The organism is Streptomyces sp. V4I23, from assembly GCF_030817975.1.
Classification (GTDB): Bacteria; Actinomycetota; Actinomycetes; order Streptomycetales; family Streptomycetaceae; genus Streptomyces.
In genome coordinates this window covers 4,069,556-4,088,625 of sequence record NZ_JAUSZW010000004.1, presented here as the reverse complement: position 1 = coordinate 4,088,625, position 19,070 = coordinate 4,069,556, and the positions used below count along the sequence as shown (strand labels likewise).

Sequence of the window (19,070 nt, the reverse complement as noted above, 5' to 3'; positions counted from 1 at the left end):
GCTAGTGGGAGTCGGCGAGGTGCTGTACGCCGATCCGCTTGCGGAACACCCAGTACGTCCAGCCCTGGTAGAGCAGCACCAGCGGTGTGGCGACCGCCGCCAGCCAGGTCATGATCTTCAGGGTGTACCGGCTCGACGAGGCGTTGGTGACCGTCAGGCTCCAGGCGTCGTCGAGCGTGGAGGGCATGACGTTCGGGAAGAGCGCCAGGAACAGCATCGCCACGGCCGCCGCGATGGTCACTCCCGACAGCGCGAACGACCATCCCTCGCGTCCCGCCCTGATGGCTCCGACCGCACCGACCAGCGCCGTGACGGCGACCACCATGGCGACCAGACTGGTGCTGTCGCCTCGGGACGCCTGCGTCCAGGCCAGGAAGACCAGCGCCACGGCGGCGGTGACGAGCCCCAGCTTCAGCGCCAGCGCCCTGGCCCGCACCCGGATGTCCCCCACCGTCTTCAGCGTGGCGAAGACCGTGCCGTGGAAGGTGAACAAAGTGAGCGTCACGAGCCCGCCCAGCAGCGCGTACGGATTGAGCAGATCGATCAGCCCGCCCACGTACTCCTTGTTCTCGTCGATCTTCACGCCGCGCACGATGTTGCCGAACGCCACGCCCCACAGCACGGCGGGGCAGCAGCGACGTCCAGAAGATCGCGTGTTCCCAGTTGGTCTGCCAGCGCTCCTCGTCCCGCTTGTGCCGGTACTCGAAGGCGACACCGCGCACGATCAGGCAGACCAGGATCAGCAGCAGCGGCAGGTAGAAGCCGGAGAAGAGAGTGGCGTACCACTCGGGGAAGGCCGCGAAGGTCGCACCGGCCGCGGTCAGCAGCCACACCTCGTTGCCGTCCCAGACGGGCCCGATGGTGTTGATCAGCACCCTGCGCTCGGCCCGGTCACGGGCGAGCAGCTTCGTCAGGACACCGACTCCGAAGTCGAAACCCTCCAGGAAGAAGTAGCCGATCCACAGAAAGGCGATGAGTACGAACCAGACGTTGTGGAGTTCCATGCCTCAAGCTCCTCAGCGGACTCAGTACGAGAAGGCCATCGGCCGGTCGGCGTCACGGTCGTGGCCGCCGATCCGGGTGGGCGGGTTGAGGTCGGCCTCCGTCAGCTCGGGCGGTCCCGCCTTGACGTACTTCACGAGCAGCTTGACCTCGATCACGGCGAGCACCGCGTAGAGCAGGGTGAAGACGGTCATCGAGGTGATGACCTCCGCCTGGGACACACCGGGGGAGACCGCGTCCCGGGTCTGCATCACGCCGTAGACGACCCAGGGCTGCCGGCCCATCTCGGTGAAGATCCAGCCCCAGGAGTTGGCGATCAGCGGGAACGCCATCGTCCAGAGCGCCAGGAGCCAGTACAGCCGGGTGAGCCTTGTCCCGAGCGGCTTTCGCAGGAGTACCAGGTGCGGCACCTTGTCCTCCCCGGTCCGCAGGGCGGCCGGCAGCAGGAACTTCGTCCGTGTGAGCCACAGGCCCAGCAGGCCGAGGGAGAAGGAGGCCATACCGAAGCCGATCATCCAGCGGAAGCCCCAGTAGGCGACCGGGACGATGGGCTTGTAGTCACCGGGACCGAACTTCTCCTGCAGCGCCTTGTTGGTGTCGTTGATGCCGGGCACGTACGAGTCGAAGTCGCTGTGGGCGAGGAAGGACAGCAGGCCGGGGATCTCCAGGGCGACCTTGTTGTGCCCCTTGTCGACGTCCCCGTACGCGAACACGGAGAAGGGCGCCGGCTCCTCGCCGTCCCACAGTGCCTCGGCGGCGGCCATCTTCATCGGCTGCTGCTCGTACATGACCTTGCCGAGAGTGTCCCCGCTGACCGCGGTGAGCAGGCCGCCGACCGCCAGGGTGACCAGGCCGAGCCGGAGCGAGGTCCGCATCACCGGGATGTGCTTCTTGCGCATCAGGTGGAAGGCGGCGATGCCGACCATGAAGGCGCCGCCGGTCAGGAAGGCCGCCGAGAAGCTGTGGAAGACCTGGTTGAGCGTGGTGTTCTGGGTCAGGACCGCCCAGAAGTCGGTCAGCTCGGCGCGGCCCTTCTCCTCGTTGATCCGGTAGCCGACGGGGTGCTGCATCCAGGAGTTGGCCGCGAGGATGAAGTACGCCGACAGCAGCGTGCCGATCGAGACCATCCAGATGCAGGCCAGATGGATCTTCTTGGGCAGCTTGTCCCACCCGAAGATCCACAGGCCGATGAACGTCGACTCGAAGAAGAACGCGATCAGTGCCTCGAAGGCGAGCGGCGCACCGAAGATGTCCCCGACGAAGCGCGAGTAGTCGGACCAGTTCATGCCGAACTGGAACTCCTGCACGATCCCGGTCACCACGCCCATGGCGATGTTGATCAGGAACAGCTTGCCCCAGAACTTGGTGGCCCTGAGGTACTTCTCCTTCTCCGTCCGCACCCAGGCCGTCTGCAGTCCGGCCGTGAGCGCGGCGAGCGAGATCGTCAGGGGCACGAAGAGGAAGTGGTAGACGGTGGTGATGCCGAACTGCCAGCGCGCCAAGGTCTCGGGCGCCAGCGCCAGGTTCAGGTCCACGTCGTCTCTCCTTACATCGGCGTGGTCACCGCGGTCGCCCACCCATTCCCTTCCATACGGGATCAAGACGGGCGAGCTTGTGAACGCGTTCACATTCACAAGCAATTATGGCTTAAACGAAATCCGTAGTGCCTACCGGGGTCCCCATAGAGGTCCTCTTCCCAAAATTTTCAACATATCGTTGAATCCTGGGCATGCGGATACGCATCTCCTGGCCCACCGGGCAGCTGACCGCCACGATCGACGAAACCCCCACGAGCAAGGCGCTCATGGGGGTTCTGCCGTTCTCCGTGACCGCGCGGACCTGGGGAGAGGAGGTCTACTTCGAGACCCCCGTCTCCCCCGCCCCGGAACCGGACGCGCGCCAGGTCGTCGAGCCGGGCATGGTCGCTTTCTGGACCGACGGCGACGCCCTGGCTCTGCCCTACGGTCCGACGCCCATCTCCCGGGGCTGAGGGTCCCCCCGAACGGGAGTGTGGGGGAGAGTGCCGTCTCGCGAGCCCGTGCAATGTCCTCGGCCGCATCGACGGCGACCCGCGCCGGCTCGCGTGCGTCCGCGACGGCGACCCGGTCCGGGTGGAACAGGTCGCGACCGACCGGGCCTGAGAGCTGGACCGATCGGGCCCGAGACCTAGAGGGACGCGCGGAACGTCTCGGCGGTGTGCAGGAACAGGTCGTTGGCCTCGTCCTCGCCGATCGTCACGCGCACGCCCTCGCCCGCGAACGGCCGCACGACGACGCCCGCCTTCTCGCAGGCGGCCGCGAAGTCCAGCGTGCGCTCGCCGAGCCGCAGCCAGACGAAGTTGGCCTGCGTCTCCGGGACCGTCCAGCCCTGCTTCACCAGCGCCTCGTGCACGCGGATGCGCTCGCACACCAGCGAGCCGACCCGTCCCAGCAGCTCGTCCTCCGCCCGCAGCGAGGCGACGGCCGCGTCCTGCGCGAGCTGCGAGACGCCGAACGGCACCGCGGTCTTGCGCAGGGCGGCGGCCACCGGCTCATGGGCGATCGCGAAGCCGACCCGCAGCCCCGCGAGCCCGTATGCCTTGGAGAACGTGCGCAGCACCGCCACATTGGGGCGGTCGCGGTAGATCTCGATGCCGTCCGGGACGTCCGCGTCGCGGATGAACTCGCGGTACGCCTCGTCCAGCACGACCAGCACGTCCGAGGGCACCCGGTCCAGGAAGCGCTCCAGCTCGGCCCGGCGCACCACGGTGCCGGTCGGGTTGTTGGGGTTGCAGACGAAGATCAGCCGGGTCCGGTCGGTGATCGCGTCCGCCATCGCGTCCAGGTCGTGCACCTCACCCGGGGTCAGCGGCACCGGCACGGACGTCGCACCGCTGATCTGCGTGATGATCGGGTACGCCTCGAAGGAGCGCCAGGCGTAGATCACCTCGTCGCCTGGGCCCGAGGTGGACTGCAGCAGCGACTGGGCGACGCCCACCGAGCCCGTGCCGGTCGCCAGGTGCGTGGCGGGGACCCCGAACCGCTCGGCCAGCTCACTGATCAGGCCGGTACAGGCCATGTCGGGGTAGCGGTTGAAGTTCCGCGCCGCGGCCAGGGCGCTCTCCATGACGCCGGGCAGCGGCGGGTACGGGTTCTCGTTGGAGGAGAGCTTGAAGGCGACCGGGCCGCCGGCCGCCGCCGGCTTGCCGGGCTTGTACGTGGGGATGCCGTCCAGCTCGGCGCGCAGCTTGGGGCTCGTCTCGCTCACCGCAGGTCCTCCTCGATCATGCATGTTCGGTACCGCTCACCAATACTCCTCACCTTATGAGGATTCCCGGCTGCTGCGAATGGCCGCAGGCGAGGAAAAGGGGGAGCGCGCCACCCTGGCGCACGCCGGTAGCTCACGCCGTGGCGCGCATCCCTCGTAGTGGTGAGTTGAGACCTCTTCGCAACCTGGGCCCCCCAACAGGCCCATGCGGCCGGATACCCGACACATTGAGCCACTCACCCCCAACTCCCTTGATATCCATTGAGTTTGAGCTCTAATGATCATGCAAAAACGTGCCTGTCAACGCCTGCATATGCGACCGGCCAGACCCACCGCGCGAGCCCTACTATCGGCTCGCCATGACAGCAGCAGGGAAGCACCAGGTGAGCCGGACGGACACATCCCGCCGGGGCAGCCGGCAAGGCCGGGCGGGCATCCGGGACGTCGCCGCCGCAGCCGGAGTCTCCATCACGACTGTCTCCGACGCGCTCAACGGCAAGGGGAGGCTCCCGGACGCCACCCGTCGACATGTCCGCGAGGTCGCCGACCGGCTGGGCTACCGCCCTTCCGCCGCGGCCCGCACACTCAGAACCGGGAAGTCGGGCTTAATCGGCCTGACCGTGACGACCTACGGGGATGAACCTTTCACCTTCACGGAATTCGCGTACTTCGCGGAGATGGCCAGAGCCGCCACGTCCGCCGCACTCGCCCGCGGCTACGCGCTCGTCATCCTCCCCGCCACCTCACGCCACGACGTCTGGTCGAACGTCGCCCTCGACGGCACCGTCGTCATCGACCCCTCCGACCACGACCCCGTCGTGACCGAGCTGGCGCGCCAGGGTCTGCCCGTCGTCTCCGACGGCCGCCCGGCCGGCACGCTCCCGGTCACCGCCTGGGTCGACAACGACCACGAAGCCGCCGTACTCGGCCTGCTCGACCACCTCGCCGCCGCCGGCGCCCGCCGGATCGGCCTGCTCACGGGCACCACCACCGACACCTACACCCGGCTGTCGACCACCGCCTACCTCGACTGGTGCGAACGCGTCGGCCAGGACCCGGTCTACGAGTCCTACCCGGCGCACGACCCCTGCGCGGGTGCCGTCGCCGCCGACCGGCTGCTCGCCCGGCCGGACCGGCCCGACGCCGTCTACGGCCTCTTCGACCCCAACGGCACCGACCTCCTGGCCGCGGCCAGGCGGTACGGCCTGCGCGTCCCCGACGACCTGCTGCTCGTGTGCTGCAGCGAGTCGACCGTGTACGCGACCACCGAGCCGCCGATCACGACGCTGTCGCTCAAGCCCCGCCGGATCGGCACGGCCGTGGTCCAGCTGCTGATCGACGCCATCGAGGGGATCGACGAGGACCGGCCGGTCGAGCAGGTGATACCGACCGAACTGATCGTCAGGACGTCCTCGCAGCGCCGCCCTCCGCGCACCACGGTGAGCGCGCCACGATCCCCGGCGAAGGACTAGACCAACTCAATTCGGGACGAAAGGGCCGATGAACCAGGGGGTGCGAAAGGATTCACCACCCCTGGTGCGTCACACACCGCCGGGCTCATTCCTATGATGGGCGAACGACACCGCGGACCACCCCGACCAGGCTGGGCCGAGAGGTGAACGGCGGCGCGACGGTGGTGGAGGGGTCGATGACTCAGGGGGCCGGTCAAGGACCCGTGGTGCGGACGGCGACGCTGCGCGATTTCCGCGTACCGCCGTACGCGCAGGTTCCCGTGCAGTCGCAGTCCGTGGACCCCGGCCACGCGGGCCACCCCGGCAACGCGTTCCCCGAGGGCGAGCCGCCGGAGGGCTACACCCCCACCGCGCGCGACCTTCCCGTGATCACCCGCGGCGGACCGGGCGACACCGTCCAGGTGCAGGTCGCCGTGGACGACCCGCCCGCGCCCGACGGCCTCGGCCCGCTCTACGTCGTCGGCGACGTCCACGGCTACCTCGACGAGCTCGTCGCCGCCCTCGCCGAGAAGGGCCTCATCGACTCCGAGGGCCGCTGGTGCGCGGGCAACGCCCGGCTGTGGTTCCTCGGCGACTTCACCGACCGCGGTCCCGACGGCATCGGCGTCATCGACCTGGTCATGCGGCTCTCCGGAGAGGCCGCGGCCGCCGGCGGCTACTGCAAGGCGCTCATGGGCAACCACGAGCTGCTGCTGATCGGCGCGAAGCGCTTCGGCGACACCCCCGTCAACTCAGGTGCGGGCACCGCCACCTTCCAGGCGGCCTGGCTGCTCAACGGCGGCCAGAAGTACGACATGGACCGGCTGCAGGAGGTCCACCTGCAGTGGATGGCCCGGCTCGACGCGATCGTGGAGGAGGACAGCCATCTGCTGCTCCACTCCGACACCACCGCCTACCTCGAATACGGCTCGACCATCGAGGACGTCAACGACGCGGTGCACGCGATCCTCACCCGTAATGACGCCGACGAGTGCTGGGACCTGTTCCGCAAGTTCACCAAGCGCTTCGCCTTCCGCGACGAAGGCGGCCCACAGGCCGTGCGCGAACTGCTGTCCGCGTACGGCGGCACGCGCGTGGTGCACGGCCACAGCCCGATCCCGTACCTCCTCGGCGAGGTCGGCACCGAGGACGGCGAGGACGGCGAGCGTCCCGTCGTCGAGAGTCCCCATGTGTACGCGGACAATCTGGCCATCGCCATGGACGGCGGAGTGACCATGGCCGGAAAGCTTCTTGTCCAGCAACTCCCGCTGCGGGGCTGACCGGGGCGGCGGCAGGCGATTTACGGAAACCCCCTGTCACGCCGTGCCGTAACCGCTCTACCATCGGCTTATCCGTAGCAGGCTCTCCTCCGTTTCCGCCCAACTGCCCGGCACACACGGGCGATCCGGCCCTACGGAGCATCGGGGGATGCACATGAACAGCGCTCCGCACCTGCTGAACGAGGACCGCGCCGAGTACGAGCGGGTCCTCGACGGCGCACTGCGCGACGCCCGCGAACGTCCGGATCCGGCCGCCGTGCGAGCGGGCCTGAGTACCGAACAGCTGCGCACCATGGCCCTGAACGCGACGGCGCTGATCACCGCCTCGGCCGCCGCCGAATACGAGCACTATGTGAAGGTCCGCGCGGAGACACGCGCGACCGCCGCCGCTTCGGTGGACGGCTCCCTACGCACCGCCCCGGCCGGCGAGGCGGCGGAGACCGGCGCCGGATTCGCGGCCGTCATCGCCGTTCTGGCGCCGCTCCTCGCGGGCACGGCAGCCGGGATCTTCCTGATCGTCGGCTACATCCTCAAGATGCTGAGCCCCACCCCGTCCTTCGCCGACACCCTGGTCTTCACCGGCTGGGTCTTCGGGGCGCTCATGGCCGCCGCCATCCTGGTGGCGGCCGTCGCACTGCTGCTCACCGCCCTGCGCAACGGCGCCAGCCACGTCGCGGACGGGCGGCAGGAGGGCGAGCTGCCGGACGAGGTCCGGCTGGCCAAGGAGGCCTGGTGCGAGGCCCTGCTGGAGCGGGGCGTCATGCCCTTCCTCCGCGCGGCCCTGGCCGACCCCGCCGCCGCGGCGTCCCCCGCCGATCCCCCGCACCGTGTGAACCGCATCCCCAAGGTCGGCTACAGCGGGCCGGACTTCTCCAGTCCGGCCGAGGGCCGGGTCGCGGGCCGGCGTCCGACCTACACCAGCCCGGACTTCTCCAGCCCCGACTTCGGCGGCCCGGAGCACCAGCCGGACTGACCGCCGGCGCGCCACCGGACGAGCGGTCACAGCCGCCGAACGACCGGGCTCTCCGCCGGCTCCACCGACGTCCGCCCGTGCTCGTGCACGAGGGCCGGACCAAACAGGGCCGACGCCGGCGGAGCCCAGCGCTGCACCCCGTCCGCGAACCGGGCGATGCCGGGAGGGCGTCCTCCCGCGGACGGGTGGGAGGACGCCGGGCCATGGCCGTGCGTCAGTCCGCGATGGGCAGGTAGACCCGGTTGCCCGCAGCTGCGAACTCCTTGGACTTCTCCGCCATGCCCGCCTCGATCTCCTCCTGATTGCCGCCGTGCTGTCGGCGGATGTCCTGGGAGATCTTCATCGAGCAGAACTTCGGACCGCACATCGAGCAGAAGTGCGCGGTCTTCGCCGGCTCTGCGGGCAGCGTCTCGTCGTGGAACTCCCGTGCCGTGTCGGGGTCGAGGGCCAGGTTGAACTGGTCCTCCCACCGGAACTCGAAGCGGGCGTCGGACAGCGCGTCGTCCCACTCCTGGGCGCCCGGGTGTCCCTTGGCCAGGTCCGCCGCATGTGCCGCGATCTTGTACGTGATGACGCCGGTCTTCACGTCGTCGCGGTTCGGCAGGCCCAGGTGCTCCTTGGGCGTCACGTAGCAGAGCATGGCCGTGCCCCACCACGCGATCATCGCCGCTCCGATGCCGGAGGTGATGTGGTCGTAGGCCGGAGCGATGTCCGTGGTCAGCGGGCCGAGCGTGTAGAACGGCGCCTCCTCGCAGATCTCCTGCTGGAGGTCGATGTTCTCCTTGATCTTGTGCATCGGGACGTGGCCCGGGCCCTCGATCATGGTCTGCACGCCCAGCCGCTTGGCGATCGTGTTCAGTTCACCGAGCGTCCTGAGCTCCGCGAACTGCGCCTCGTCGTTGGCGTCCGCGATCGAGCCGGGGCGCAGGCCGTCGCCGAGCGAGTACGTGACGTCGTACGCGGCGAGGATCTCGCACAGCTCCTCGAAGTTCTCGTAGAGGAAGCTCTCCTTGTGGTGCGCCAGGCACCACGCCGCCATGATCGAGCCGCCGCGCGAGACGATCCCGGTCTTGCGGTTGGCCGTGAGCGGCACGTACGGCAGGCGGACGCCGGCGTGGACGGTCATGTAGTCGACGCCTTGCTCGGCCTGCTCGATGACCGTGTCCTTGTAGATCTCCCAGGTCAGTTCCTCGGCCTTGCCGTCGACCTTCTCCAGCGCCTGGTAGAGCGGCACGGTGCCGATGGGCACGGGGGAGTTGCGCAGGACCCACTCGCGCGTGGTGTGGATGTTGCGGCCCGTGGACAGGTCCATGACCGTGTCGGCGCCCCAGCGGGTCGCCCAGGTCATCTTCTCGACCTCCTCCTCGATGGAGGAGGTGACCGCGGAGTTGCCGATGTTGGCGTTGACCTTCACCAGGAACCGCTTGCCGATGATCATCGGCTCGATCTCCGGGTGGTTGACGTTCGCCGGCAGGACGGCGCGGCCCGCCGCGATCTCCTCCCGCACCACCTCGGGCGCGACGTTCTCGCGGACGGCGACGTACTCCATCTCCGGCGTGATCTCGCCGCGGCGGGCGTACGCGAGCTGCGTCACCGCCTGCCCGTCCCGGCCCCGCCGCGGCTGACGCGGACGGCCGGGGAAGACGGCGTCGAGGTTGCGCAGGCCCCCACGCGGCGACGTGTGCTTGATCCCGTCGTCCTCGGGTCGGACCGGGCGTCCCGCGTACTCCTCGGTGTCGCCGCGACCGACGATCCAGTTCTCCCGCAGTGGCGGCAGACCCCGGCGTACGTCCGTCTCGATGTTCGGATCCGTGTACGGCCCCGACGTGTCGTACAGCGTCACGTCCTTGCCGTTGGTGAGGTGCACCTTGCGGACCGGCACGCGGATGTCGGGACGCGAGCCCTCGACGTATCCCTTGTGCCAGCCGATGGACTTCCCGGCCTCGTCGTTCTGGTTCGAGGCAGGCGTGCGTGCGTCCGATACGGTCATGAGACCTACTCCCTACGCCGGCATTACCCGGTAACAGGTTCGGCGGTCGGCGCAGCTGTCCCGTACGGATGTACGAAGGTCAGCGCCCTCTCAGCCCGGTGCTCCGAGCTCCCGCGTGTGCAAAGGTGACACCACGCTAGCGTCATGTCTGGCGCGCTGAACAGAGGCCCCCTCTCGTTCTTGCGATGATCTGTCCGTGACCTCATCGCCGCAGCATCCCGAACAGCAGGGCCACGACCACGGCCATGTGCACAGTCACGGGCCGGCAGCGCCCGTCTCCCAGCACCTCCGCAAGGTCATCGCCGCGGTGCTGATCCCCTTCGCGACGGCCGTTGTCGTCGGCCTCGCCGTGCTGTGGCCCGGCGGGACGCCCGGCCACGAGCGCTCGGGGGTCGGCTTCGACCGGCAGACCGAGCAGGGCAGGGTGGTGAGCGTCGAGAGGGTCGACTGCAAGGACGTCAACGCCGGCCAGGTCCCCCCGACGGGCGACACGTCGACGCCCCAGGGCCGCGAGGCGGTCGACGCGCAGCAGGGCGACTGCGGAAAGGCCACCGTCGAGGTCACCACCGGCAAGGACAAGGGCCGGAGGTTCGTCGAGATCGTCCAGCCCGACGCGCCGCGGCAGTTGCAGGAGGGCCAGGGCGTGGTGGTGGCGTACGCGCCGGACGCGCCCCGCGATCTGCAGTACTCGGTGACCGATGTGGACCGCGGATTCCCGATGGCCCTGCTGGCGGGCATCTTCGCCCTGGTGGTCGTCCTGGTCGGACGCATGCGCGGCGTGATGGCGCTGATCGCGCTCGCCGTCTCGTTCGCCGTGCTGACACTGTTCATCCTGCCCGCGATCCTGCAGGGTGCGAATCCGCTGATCGTCGCGGTGGTCGGGGCGAGCGCGATCATGCTCATCGCGCTCTACTCGTGCCACGGCATCACCGCGCGGACGTCGGTCGCCGTGCTGGGCACGCTGATCTCCCTGCTGCTGATCGGCCTGCTGGGCTCGCTGTTCATCGGCTGGGCCAGCCTCAGCGGCAACACCGACGACAACACCGGCCTGATCAAGGGCCTCTACCCGAACATCGACATGAGCGGCCTGCTGCTCGCGGGGGTCATCATCGGCTCGCTCGGCGTGCTCGACGACGTCACCGTGACCCAGACGTCGGCGGTGTGGGAACTGCACCAGGCCGACCCGGACATGGGCCCGCGCGCCCTCTACCGCTCCGCCATCCGGATCGGCCGCGACCACATCGCCTCGGTCGTCAACACGCTCGTCCTCGCCTACGCGGGCGCGGCGCTGCCGCTGCTGCTGCTGTTCTCGATCGCCCAGTCCAGCGTGGGCACGGTGGCCACCAGCGAGCTGGTGGCGGAGGAGATCGTACGGACCCTGGTGGGCTCGATCGGCCTGGTCGCCTCCGTGCCCGTGACCACCGCGCTCGCCGCCCTGGTCGTGTCCGCGGACCGCCCGGGCCGGGCGGTCGACAAGGCGGCCGCGCCCGCGCGGGGCGGCAGGGGGCGGCGCCGCAAGAAGTAGCCGGGCGGCCGGTGACCGGCCGTCAGCCGGCGTTCTCCTCGGCAAGGATGCGCCCGAGTGCCTCCTCCAGGCTGACCTCGAAATCACCCAGCGCGAGCTCCTGGCCGAGCGGCACCAGCTTGTCCGTACGGTCGAGGAACGCGACGAGCGGCGGCGCGCCGACGCGGAACAGCGCGGAATCGCTCCCGACGCGCAGGCGGATGTGGACGTCCGACAGCGCCTCGGGCCGGGTCGGAGCGATGTGCACGTCGCCGTCCCCGCTCGGCGTGTTGATCCCGTCGAGCAGCAGTTCCCGGCCGAAAGCCCAGGTCACGGGCGCGTCACCGGGAAGGTGGAAGGTCATCCGCACCGCGTACGGATCCGACGTGTCGTAGCGCAGCTCCACCGGGATCCGGAAGGACAGCTCCTCGGAAACGAGAAAACTCATCAGAACCTCGGCCTGGACCGACTCGCGCATCACGTACCTCGCAGTAGCTGAAGCAATCAATGAACCGTGCTGACGAAAAGAGGAAAACGGCCAGGAACGATCGCTGCCGGCTCTCTTGGCCTTGTCGACGCCATGGTGCTGGAAGCGGCAGCAGATCACAAGGAGTGATATTTCAGATACTGATAGAGAACGCAAGCGACGCCGACAGGCCGCCGATCCTTGCCTGTAGCTGTTCAACTGCCGAGCCCAGCCTGGCCTCTTGGTGCACGGGGAGGGAAAACGGCCATCGTCGCAGCCGTGTCACCCGCTGTGATCGGGATGGCCGTGCAGATCGTGCCCAGCGCGTACTCCCGGCGTTCGACGACCGGTTCCCTGCGCCTGAGGGGTGCGAGCCGCTCCAGGAGCGCGGCCCGGTCGCGCATCGAAGGGGGCGTCACCGGCTGCACGGGGTGGCGGTCGAGGTGGTCGTGGCGGGCGTTCTCGTCGAGCCGGCTGAGCAGGCACTGTCCAATCGCGTGGGCATGCCCGGTCTCGCGGAAGTCGGCCCGTTCCCGGACGGCCGGGGTGTACGGCGAATCCGCGATCGCGACGAGCTCGATCCCGCCCTCGCGGTATACGGCCAAGCAGACGGCGACGCCGATCGCGTCCCGCCAGTGCGTCAGTGAGTCCTCGACGGTGCTGCGACGATTCCGCACGCGCCCGCTCCCGGCCAGCCGGCCGATCGCGTCCCCGAGCGTGAACACGCCTTTGTCCCGGCGGAGATAGTCCTCGTGCGTCAGGGTGCGCAGCAGGTGATAGGCGGTGGGCAGCGGAATGCCGGCTTCACGCGCGAGCTGCTTGGCGGGGGCTCCGCCCTCGTGCGCCCCCGCCGCCTCCAGCAGCCGGAGCGCACGCTGCACCGAGCCGATCAGGGTAGGGACAGCGGCGTTCGTAGCCCCGGCCAAAGGTCACCCCCAGGCGTGGTGACGGGCAGCGTGCCCGCCCGCGGGGGCCGCCCCCGCGCGGCCGCCGCGACCCCGGACCCTGAACAGCCGGCCTGAACAGGCGGTCAGCCCCGGGCCGGTGTGGTGCTCCGGCCGGCGCACACGTGCGCAGAGATATCCGAGGGGCGGCAGAGAGCTGCCACTCTAAGGGCAGCACCCGGCACGGGGCGGGCTTTGTCCGGCCCGTTCCCCCGGCCGGGCTAACGGACGTCCGGCGCCCTGCTCACCAGTCCCCGCGCGACGAACCCGAGGACGCCATGAACTTGCGTACGAGGAAGACCAGTCCGCCGACCAGCGCAACGAAGAGCAGCACCTTGAAGAGCAAGCTGATCACGAACACGATGGCGCTCGTGATCAGACCGCCGAACACGGCAAGGGCGATGACAGGCACCGCGATCCACTTCACCCACCAGGGCATCCCCGTGAACATCTCCCGCACGGCCATCGTCCTACCTCGTTTCTCCGACTGCGTGCCTTCGATGCTAGGCGGCGGGACGCCGTGTCCGGGGCCCGCGATCCCTTGAAGTCCCCTGAGTGAACCCCTAGGGACTGTGCGGGGTCCGGCTCAGCTCTCGGGGGGAGAGAAGACCACCATGACCCGCAGGTCCTCGCTGATGTGATGGAACTTGTGCGGCACCCCCGCCGGCACGTAGACGACACTGCCCCGCCCGACCTGGGTCGTCTCCATGCCCACCGTGATCGAGGCACGGCCGCTGACGACGAGGTACACCTCGTCCTGGTTGTGGGGCAGTTGCGGATCGACCTGTCCGGCGTCCAGCGCGTAGAGGCCGACCGACATGTTCCGCTCCCGCAGGAACTGCAGATACGCGCCGTCGTTGGCAGCGCGTTCCGCCTCCAGCTCATCCAGTCGGAATGCCTTCATCCGTCCGCCCCTGCACTTGGCCCGATACGTCTGCCACGATCAGACACATGATGAATTTCCTAGTCAAGACGATCGCCAATGCGGGGGCCCTGCTGGTGGCCATCTGGCTCCTGCAGGACATCACCCTCACCGGTGACAGCACCGGCAAGAAGGCGTGGACCCTCATCCTGGTGGCGCTGATCTTCGGCCTGGTGAACTTCCTCGTCAAGCCCGTGCTGAAGCTGCTCACGCTGCCGCTGTTCATCCTCACCCTCGGCCTGATCACCCTGGTCATCAATGCGCTCATGCTGCTGCTGACCTCGTGGCTCGCCGACGAACTCGATCTGAACTTCCATGTGGAGGGCTTCTGGACCGCCGTGCTGGGCGGCCTGATCATCTCCGTCGTCTCGTGGGCGCTGAACGTCGTCCTGCCCGAGAAGGACTGAGCAGGGCATGAGGTCCGGCATCGCACGAGACGCGGCCCAGGAGCGGCCGGCATGACCGGTGCTCCCTGGGGAGACGGCACACGAGCGGTACGGGCGGGGCTGCCCGATCCGGTGAAGTACGAACCGGCCCTGCCGGGCCCCGTCTTCGCGGCCCACTTCCATCTGCCGGGCGAGCCCACCGGCCCCTACACCTACGGCCGCGACGAGAACCCGACCTGGACCCGCCTGGAGCAGGCGATCAGCGAGCTGGAGGCGCCGGGGGAAGCCGTCGAGACGATCGCGTTCTCGTCCGGGATGGCGGCGGTCTCCGCCGTTCTGCTGTCACAACTGCGGTCCGGCGACGCGGTCGTCCTGCCCTCCGACGGCTACCAGGCCCTGCCCCTGGTCCGTGAGCAGCTGCAGGCGTACGGCATCGAGGTCCGCGCGGCCCCCACCGGCGGCGACGCACAGCTGTCCGTCCTCGACGGGGCACGGCTGCTGTGGATGGAGACGCCGTCCAACCCCGGCCTCGACGTGTGCGACGTACTGCGCCTGACCGAGGCCGCGCATGCCACCGGCGCGCTCGTAGCCGTCGACAACACGCTCGCCACCCCGCTCGGGCAGCGGCCGCTGGACCTCGGCGCCGACTTCTCGGTGGCCAGCGACACCAAGGGCATGACGGGACACGGCGACCTCCTGCTCGGCCATGTGACCTGCCGCGACACCGCCCTGGCGGCGGGCGTGCGGCGCTGGCGGAAGATCGTCGGGGCCATTCCGGGACCGATGGAGGCCTGGCTCGCCCACCGTTCGCTCGCCACCCTGCACCTGCGTGCCGACCGGCAGTGCGCGAACGCCCTGTCGCTCGCGCAGGCCCTCGGCGCACGCCCGGAGGTGACCGGCCTGCGCTACCCGGGACTGGCCACCGACCCCTCGCACGCGGTCGCGTCCCGGCAGATGCGGCGCTTCGGGTGCGTGGTCTCCTTCGTCCTGCCCGACCGGGCGCACGCGGAACGCTTCCTGGACGGGCTGCGGCTCGTCGACGACGCCACCAGCTTCGGCGGCGTGCGCTCCACGGCAGAGCGGCGGGGGCGCTGGGGCGGCGACGCCGTCCCCGAGGGCTTCGTCCGCTTCTCCGCCGGCGCGGAGGACGCCGAGGACCTGGTGGCCGACGTGCTGCGGGCGCTGGACGAGGCGGCCGCCCGCTGACGGCCCTGGCAGGCGATCCGGGCACACGGCCCGGCCGGAAGGGCGCCGTGGACGACCGGGCGGCTCTGGCGAACGGTCCGAGCCTCCCCCTCGACGGCTCGGACCGTTCCGGTTCCTGCGCGCCGAGAACCGTGCGTTCAAGGCTAGTTGACTGTGCGTCAGTGTCCAATCACGCTGACGACAGAGACCTATCGACTTATTTATAGTTGGCCGGGTTCGGGCGCAACGTCGGACCGGGAGGGACATGGCATGGATCTGGCCCTGCTGCGCACATTCGTCACGGTGCACCGGGCCGGCTCCTTCACCCGCGCCGCGGCGCTGCTCGGCCTGTCCCAGCCGGCCGTCACCGGCCAGATACGCACGCTCGAACGACAGCTCGGCCGCCCCTTGTTCCTGCGCCAGGCCCGCGGTGTCACTCCGACCACCATCGGAGACGAGCTCGCCCACCGGGCCGCCCCGCATCTGGACGCGCTCCTGGAGATCGCCGAGGCGGGACTCGACGACGAGTCGCCGGTCCGCACGATCCACCTCGCCGGACCGCCCGAGTTCACCGCCCTGCGCGCCCTGCCCGCCCTCGCCCCCCTGATCGGCCGGGGCCTCGCTCTGCGCACCTCGTTCGGCAACGCCGAGGAGACCCTCGAAGGTCTCGCCGCCGGCCACCACGACGTCGCCATCGCCACCACGCGGCCCCGTGGACGGCTGCTCGCCTCGACCGCCCTGTGGGACGAGGAGCACGTCCTGGTCGCCGCCCCCAGGTGGGCGGCCCGCCTGGGGCCGGACGAGCTCCGCAAGGGCCATGTCGTCCTCGAGCAGCTGCCGGTCGTGGAGGTGCACGAGTCCCTGCCGCTCGTCTCCCGCTACTGGCACGCCGTCTTCGACTCCCCTCCGGCCGCCGCCGGCGCCGTCATCGCACCCGATCTGCGCGCGGTGCTGGAGGCCGCCGCCGCCGGCGCGGGCCTCGCCGTCCTGCCGCGCTACCTGTGCGAGGACGCGCTCGCACAGGGCCGGGTCGTCACCCTCATCGACCCTCCCGTGCCCCCGCTGCGCACGTACTTCCTCGTCATACGCACCGGAACACTGGCCCACCCCCATGTCGCGCGGGCGCACGAGAAGCTGCTGCGCGCGGCCGAGGGCTGGTGAGGCGCGGCACGCGAGGGGCCGCAGGAGTTTCAGAAGCGGCGACATGGGCCACTCTCTTGCCATGACCGAACGACCAGTGGTCAAGCGCACCGCACGCGCCATTCTGCTCGACGGGAACGACCTCGTCCTGATCAAGCGCACCAAGCCCGGTGTCGACCCCTACTGGCTCACGCCGGGCGGCGGCGTCGAGCCGGAGGACGCCACCGTCGTCGACGCCCTTCACCGTGAGGTCCACGAGGAGCTCGGGGCCAAGATCACCGATGTGGTGCCGTGCTTCGTGGACACGGTCGAGCACATCGCCGACGGCGGCGTGACCGGCGTGAAGGTGCAGCACTTCTTCGTCTGCCGCCTGGAGTCCATGGACCCGTCGCTGCGGCACGGTCCGGAGGTCGACGAGCCGTGCGGGGAGTACGAGATCGTACGCGTCCCGTTCAGCAGGGTCGGGATCGCCGCGGTCCACCTGGTGCCGCTCTCCCTGCGCCACTACCTGGACGGCAATATCGAAGGTGTGCGGGCGATGCACGCCCCCGACCTGGGCTGACGCCCACGACGGCGCCGCGTCGCGTCGCCTAGTCGGCCGCCGCCACGAGCTCTTCCAGGGAATCGTGCCGGATGCGGTCGTACGGGATGCCGATGCCGCGGAGCGCGTGCACACCGCTGCGGATCATTCCGGGCGGCCCCGAGAGATAGGCGTCGAAGCCGTGCCACGGTCCGTACCGGCCGAGGTCGCGCACGGCCGAGGGGAACTCCGCGCGGTCGTCGACCACCGGGCGGACCGACAGCCAGGGGTGCGTCTGCTGCAACCGGAGCATGGTGTCGATGTCGTACAGGTCGTGGTCGGAGCGCGCCCCGTAGAAGACCTCGACCGTGCGCCGCTCGCCATGGGTGGCCACGTCCTCGACGAGCGCCTTGATGGGCGCAATGCCGGTGCCGCCGCCGAGACAGAGCAGACCGTTGTCGGTGGTGTGGTCGACCGTCATCGACCCGGCGGGCGGACCGAGCCGCAGTACGTCGCCGGGCCTGGCGTGGTGGACCAGGGCGTTGGAGACCCAGCCCGCCGGGACGGCCTTGACGTGGAAGGACAGCAGCCCGTCGGGCCGGGGCGCGCCGGCGAAGGAGTAGTGCCGCCAGATCCTGGGCCACCACGGCGTCTCCAGGCTCGTGTACTGCCCGGCGAGGAACTTGTACGGATGGTCCGGACGGACCGTGATGATCGCGATGTCCGGGGTCCGCAGCTCGTGCGAGACGACCTCGGCATCCCACCAGGCGGGTGCGTTCTGCTCGTCCTCGGCCGCCGCGTCGATCATGATCTGGGAGATCGTCGTGTACGTGCGGACCCAGGCCGCCTCGGTCTCGGCGTCCCACGTGGTCGTCGCGTACCGCGTCAGGGCGCCGATCAGGGCCTCGCCCACGGCGGGGTAGTGGGCGGGCTGCGTCCCGTACTTGCGGTGGCCGCGGCCGAGGTTGCGGAGGTAGTCCGTCAGCACCGCCGCGTTGTCCATGTGCTCGGCCGCGGTCAGCAGCGCCTTGAGCAGCCGGTCGCGCTGGGTGTCCATGGCGACCGGGAACAGGGACCGCAGCTCGGGATGGCGGACGAAGAGCAGGGCGTAGAAGTAGGAGGTGACCTGGTCGGCCACGGGTGCGATCTCGGCCATGGTCCGCCGGATCAGCACGGCGTCGGGAGACGCAGGGGACTCGGCGGGTGCGGAGTCACGGGGCGGCCCGAACGGGTCGGCGTGGTCCGTACCGGAGGCCGGGGCGTCGTGGTCCGCGGGGGCGGCGTGAGGCGCGGGGGCCGCGTAGGGCGCGCGCTGGGGCGGGATGCCATGGGCCGTACCGGACGCCGGCGTGTCGCTCGGGGCGCGGGTGCCGTGGGACGCCTGCCGGGCCGGGATGTCACTCGGTTCCGGTGCCCCATGGGCCGGGTCGTGTCCGGCGTCAGGCCGGGAGTGCTCGGGCTCGGCATCGAGTGCGGACGCGCCCTGGGTGCCGGCCTCGGCTGCGGTGGCCGGCGCGGCGGCCGGGTCCTGGTCCGGTTCCGCGGCCGCGGTCGGCCGCTCGGTATCGGTCTCTTCGGGGACGGGTGTCGACGGTACGTCCCGTACGACCGAGAGCTGCGGCCGGTTGCGGCGGGACGAACCGGAACCGACCGGGCGTATCGCCGACACAGGTCGCGTCGGTACAGCCGCGGGCCGGCTCGGCTCACTCTCCTCCGTCCGGCCGTCCCGCCCTTCCCGGCCGGGTCGCGAGGGAGTGGGTGCACCCTCGGCACCCGTCGCCCCACCAGGCCGGGCCGGTTGTGTGCGAGGGGTGAACCAACCGCCTCCGCCGTTGTCGCCTGACGCGCCGTTGTCGGCCGGCGTGGTGGCCGGAGCTTCCATGGTGTGCCTCGCCTCGAACATCTTTCGGTCGGTTCGCGCACGTCCGCCAGTCGGAACGTGCCGCACTTACCTGCGCTGTCCAGCACTGCCGCGACTCGTCCGTGCCGCCGCCATGCTCTGTATCAGGACGAGTTCCCTCCGATGAAGACTCTGCCCGGACGCCCGCTGTCGCAGCATGG

The 19,070-nt window shown here is 70.0% G+C and carries 15 protein-coding genes, 3 pseudogenes and 1 riboswitch; of the genes and pseudogenes, 9 read left to right on the top strand and 9 right to left on the bottom strand.

Features of this window, described 5'->3' with window-relative positions:
• Nucleotide 1: 1 nt before the first annotated feature.
• Together cydB and QFZ82_RS20800 are read right to left on the bottom strand one after the other, a co-directional pair.
• A pseudogene (gene cydB, locus QFZ82_RS20805) lies at nt 2–1,004 on the bottom strand (cytochrome d ubiquinol oxidase subunit II).
• 21 nt (nt 1,005–1,025) lie between these two features.
• Entirely contained in the window at nt 1,026–2,531 is a 1,506-nt protein-coding gene (locus QFZ82_RS20800; protein WP_307717789.1) for a cytochrome ubiquinol oxidase subunit I, read from the bottom strand.
• A gap of 200 nt (nt 2,532–2,731) precedes the next feature.
• Here QFZ82_RS20800 and QFZ82_RS20795 point away from each other — a divergent pair.
• Nucleotides 2,732–3,143: pseudogene (locus QFZ82_RS20795) on the top strand (cyclophilin-like fold protein).
• 25 nt (nt 3,144–3,168) lie between these two features.
• On the opposite strand, the gene hisC reads toward QFZ82_RS20795, so the two are convergent.
• The gene (gene hisC / locus QFZ82_RS20790) at nt 3,169–4,248 is read right to left on the bottom strand and encodes a histidinol-phosphate transaminase (protein ID WP_307714592.1); all 1,080 of its coding nucleotides are present in this window, start codon (nt 4,246–4,248) and stop codon (nt 3,169–3,171) included.
• A gap of 359 nt (nt 4,249–4,607) precedes the next feature.
• Here hisC and QFZ82_RS20785 point away from each other — a divergent pair, with 359 nt between their 5' ends.
• From QFZ82_RS20785 to QFZ82_RS20775, 3 genes are all read left to right on the top strand, one after another.
• Nucleotides 4,608–5,720, top strand: coding sequence for a LacI family DNA-binding transcriptional regulator (locus tag QFZ82_RS20785; protein ID WP_307714591.1), 1,113 nt, complete (start codon nt 4,608–4,610; stop codon nt 5,718–5,720).
• 161 nt (nt 5,721–5,881) lie between these two features.
• Nucleotides 5,882–6,979, top strand: a complete 1,098-nt coding sequence (locus QFZ82_RS20780) for a metallophosphoesterase (protein ID WP_373429433.1) — start codon at nt 5,882–5,884, stop codon at nt 6,977–6,979.
• A gap of 148 nt (nt 6,980–7,127) precedes the next feature.
• Nucleotides 7,128–7,952 carry a hypothetical protein gene (locus QFZ82_RS20775; RefSeq protein WP_307714589.1) on the top strand — a complete coding sequence of 275 codons (825 nt, stop codon included), beginning with the start codon at nt 7,128–7,130 and terminating at the stop codon, nt 7,950–7,952.
• Between the two features lie 214 nt (nt 7,953–8,166).
• Here QFZ82_RS20775 and thiC read toward each other — a convergent pair whose 3' ends face one another.
• A complete protein-coding gene (thiC, locus tag QFZ82_RS20770) occupies nt 8,167–9,942 on the bottom strand; it encodes a phosphomethylpyrimidine synthase ThiC (protein WP_307714588.1) in 1,776 nt (591 codons plus the stop codon).
• A riboswitch (TPP riboswitch) is annotated at nt 9,935–10,067 on the bottom strand. It overlaps the preceding gene by 8 nt.
• 71 nt (nt 10,068–10,138) lie before the next feature.
• Between thiC and QFZ82_RS20765 the strand changes: the two genes are divergently transcribed.
• Complete coding sequence (locus tag QFZ82_RS20765; protein ID WP_307714587.1) at nt 10,139–11,467, top strand: YibE/F family protein; 1,329 nt, start codon at nt 10,139–10,141, stop codon at nt 11,465–11,467.
• Between the two features lie 22 nt (nt 11,468–11,489).
• On the opposite strand, the gene QFZ82_RS20760 is transcribed toward QFZ82_RS20765, so the two are convergent.
• The 4 genes and pseudogenes from QFZ82_RS20760 to QFZ82_RS20745 form a co-directional block, all read right to left on the bottom strand.
• Nucleotides 11,490–11,924 (bottom strand): SsgA family sporulation/cell division regulator, encoded by a 435-nt coding sequence (locus QFZ82_RS20760; protein ID WP_177149284.1) that lies wholly within the window; start codon nt 11,922–11,924, stop codon nt 11,490–11,492.
• A 142-nt stretch (nt 11,925–12,066) separates the two neighbouring features.
• Nucleotides 12,067–12,838, bottom strand: a pseudogene (locus QFZ82_RS20755) (IclR family transcriptional regulator).
• A 262-nt stretch (nt 12,839–13,100) separates the two neighbouring features.
• The gene (locus QFZ82_RS20750) at nt 13,101–13,322 is read right to left on the bottom strand and encodes a DUF5326 family protein (protein WP_307714586.1); all 222 of its coding nucleotides are present in this window, start codon (nt 13,320–13,322) and stop codon (nt 13,101–13,103) included.
• Between the two features lie 120 nt (nt 13,323–13,442).
• Nucleotides 13,443–13,760 carry a cupin domain-containing protein gene (locus tag QFZ82_RS20745; RefSeq protein ID WP_307714585.1) on the bottom strand — a complete coding sequence of 106 codons (318 nt, stop codon included), beginning with the start codon at nt 13,758–13,760 and terminating at the stop codon, nt 13,443–13,445.
• Nucleotides 13,761–13,807: 47 nt separating this feature from the next.
• On the opposite strand from QFZ82_RS20745, the gene QFZ82_RS20740 reads away from it, so the two are divergent.
• The 4 genes from QFZ82_RS20740 (at nt 13,808) to QFZ82_RS20725 (ending at nt 17,051) form a co-directional block, all read left to right on the top strand.
• Nucleotides 13,808–14,185, top strand: a complete 378-nt coding sequence (locus QFZ82_RS20740) for a phage holin family protein (protein WP_307714584.1) — start codon at nt 13,808–13,810, stop codon at nt 14,183–14,185.
• Nucleotides 14,186–14,236: 51 nt separating this feature from the next.
• Entirely contained in the window at nt 14,237–15,370 is a 1,134-nt protein-coding gene (locus QFZ82_RS20735) for a cystathionine gamma-lyase (RefSeq protein WP_307714583.1), read from the top strand.
• 249 nt (nt 15,371–15,619) lie between these two features.
• Complete coding sequence (locus QFZ82_RS20730; RefSeq protein ID WP_307714582.1) at nt 15,620–16,510, top strand: LysR family transcriptional regulator; 891 nt, start codon at nt 15,620–15,622, stop codon at nt 16,508–16,510.
• A 61-nt stretch (nt 16,511–16,571) separates the two neighbouring features.
• Nucleotides 16,572–17,051 carry an NUDIX domain-containing protein gene (locus QFZ82_RS20725; protein WP_177149290.1) on the top strand — a complete coding sequence of 160 codons (480 nt, stop codon included), beginning with the start codon at nt 16,572–16,574 and terminating at the stop codon, nt 17,049–17,051.
• 28 nt (nt 17,052–17,079) lie between these two features.
• Here the strand turns inward: QFZ82_RS20725 and QFZ82_RS20720 are convergent, their stop codons facing one another.
• Nucleotides 17,080–18,891 (bottom strand): globin domain-containing protein, encoded by a 1,812-nt coding sequence (locus QFZ82_RS20720; protein WP_307714581.1) that lies wholly within the window; start codon nt 18,889–18,891, stop codon nt 17,080–17,082.
• Nucleotides 18,892–19,070 lie beyond the last annotated feature (179 nt).

Excerpts from the sequence above, each read along its gene's own strand:
- QFZ82_RS20785 (WP_307714591.1), top strand. The coding sequence starts at position 4,608 with ATGACAGCAGCAGGGAAGCACCAGGTGAGCCGGACGGACACATCCCGC.
- QFZ82_RS20775 (WP_307714589.1), top strand. The coding sequence starts at position 7,128 with ATGCACATGAACAGCGCTCCGCACCTGCTGAACGAGGACCGCGCCGAG.
- thiC (WP_307714588.1), bottom strand. The coding sequence starts at position 9,942 with ATGACCGTATCGGACGCACGCACGCCTGCCTCGAACCAGAACGACGAG.
- QFZ82_RS20760 (WP_177149284.1), bottom strand. The coding sequence starts at position 11,924 with ATGCGCGAGTCGGTCCAGGCCGAGGTTCTGATGAGTTTTCTCGTTTCC.
- QFZ82_RS20750 (WP_307714586.1), bottom strand. The coding sequence starts at position 13,322 with ATGGCCGTGCGGGAGATGTTCACGGGGATGCCCTGGTGGGTGAAGTGG.
- QFZ82_RS20745 (WP_307714585.1), bottom strand. The coding sequence starts at position 13,760 with ATGAAGGCATTCCGACTGGATGAGCTGGAGGCGGAACGCGCTGCCAAC.
- QFZ82_RS20740 (WP_307714584.1), top strand. The coding sequence starts at position 13,808 with ATGATGAATTTCCTAGTCAAGACGATCGCCAATGCGGGGGCCCTGCTG.
- QFZ82_RS20735 (WP_307714583.1), top strand. The coding sequence starts at position 14,237 with ATGACCGGTGCTCCCTGGGGAGACGGCACACGAGCGGTACGGGCGGGG.
- QFZ82_RS20730 (WP_307714582.1), top strand. The coding sequence starts at position 15,620 with ATGGATCTGGCCCTGCTGCGCACATTCGTCACGGTGCACCGGGCCGGC.
- QFZ82_RS20725 (WP_177149290.1), top strand. The coding sequence starts at position 16,572 with ATGACCGAACGACCAGTGGTCAAGCGCACCGCACGCGCCATTCTGCTC.
- QFZ82_RS20720 (WP_307714581.1), bottom strand. The coding sequence starts at position 18,891 with ATGGAAGCTCCGGCCACCACGCCGGCCGACAACGGCGCGTCAGGCGAC.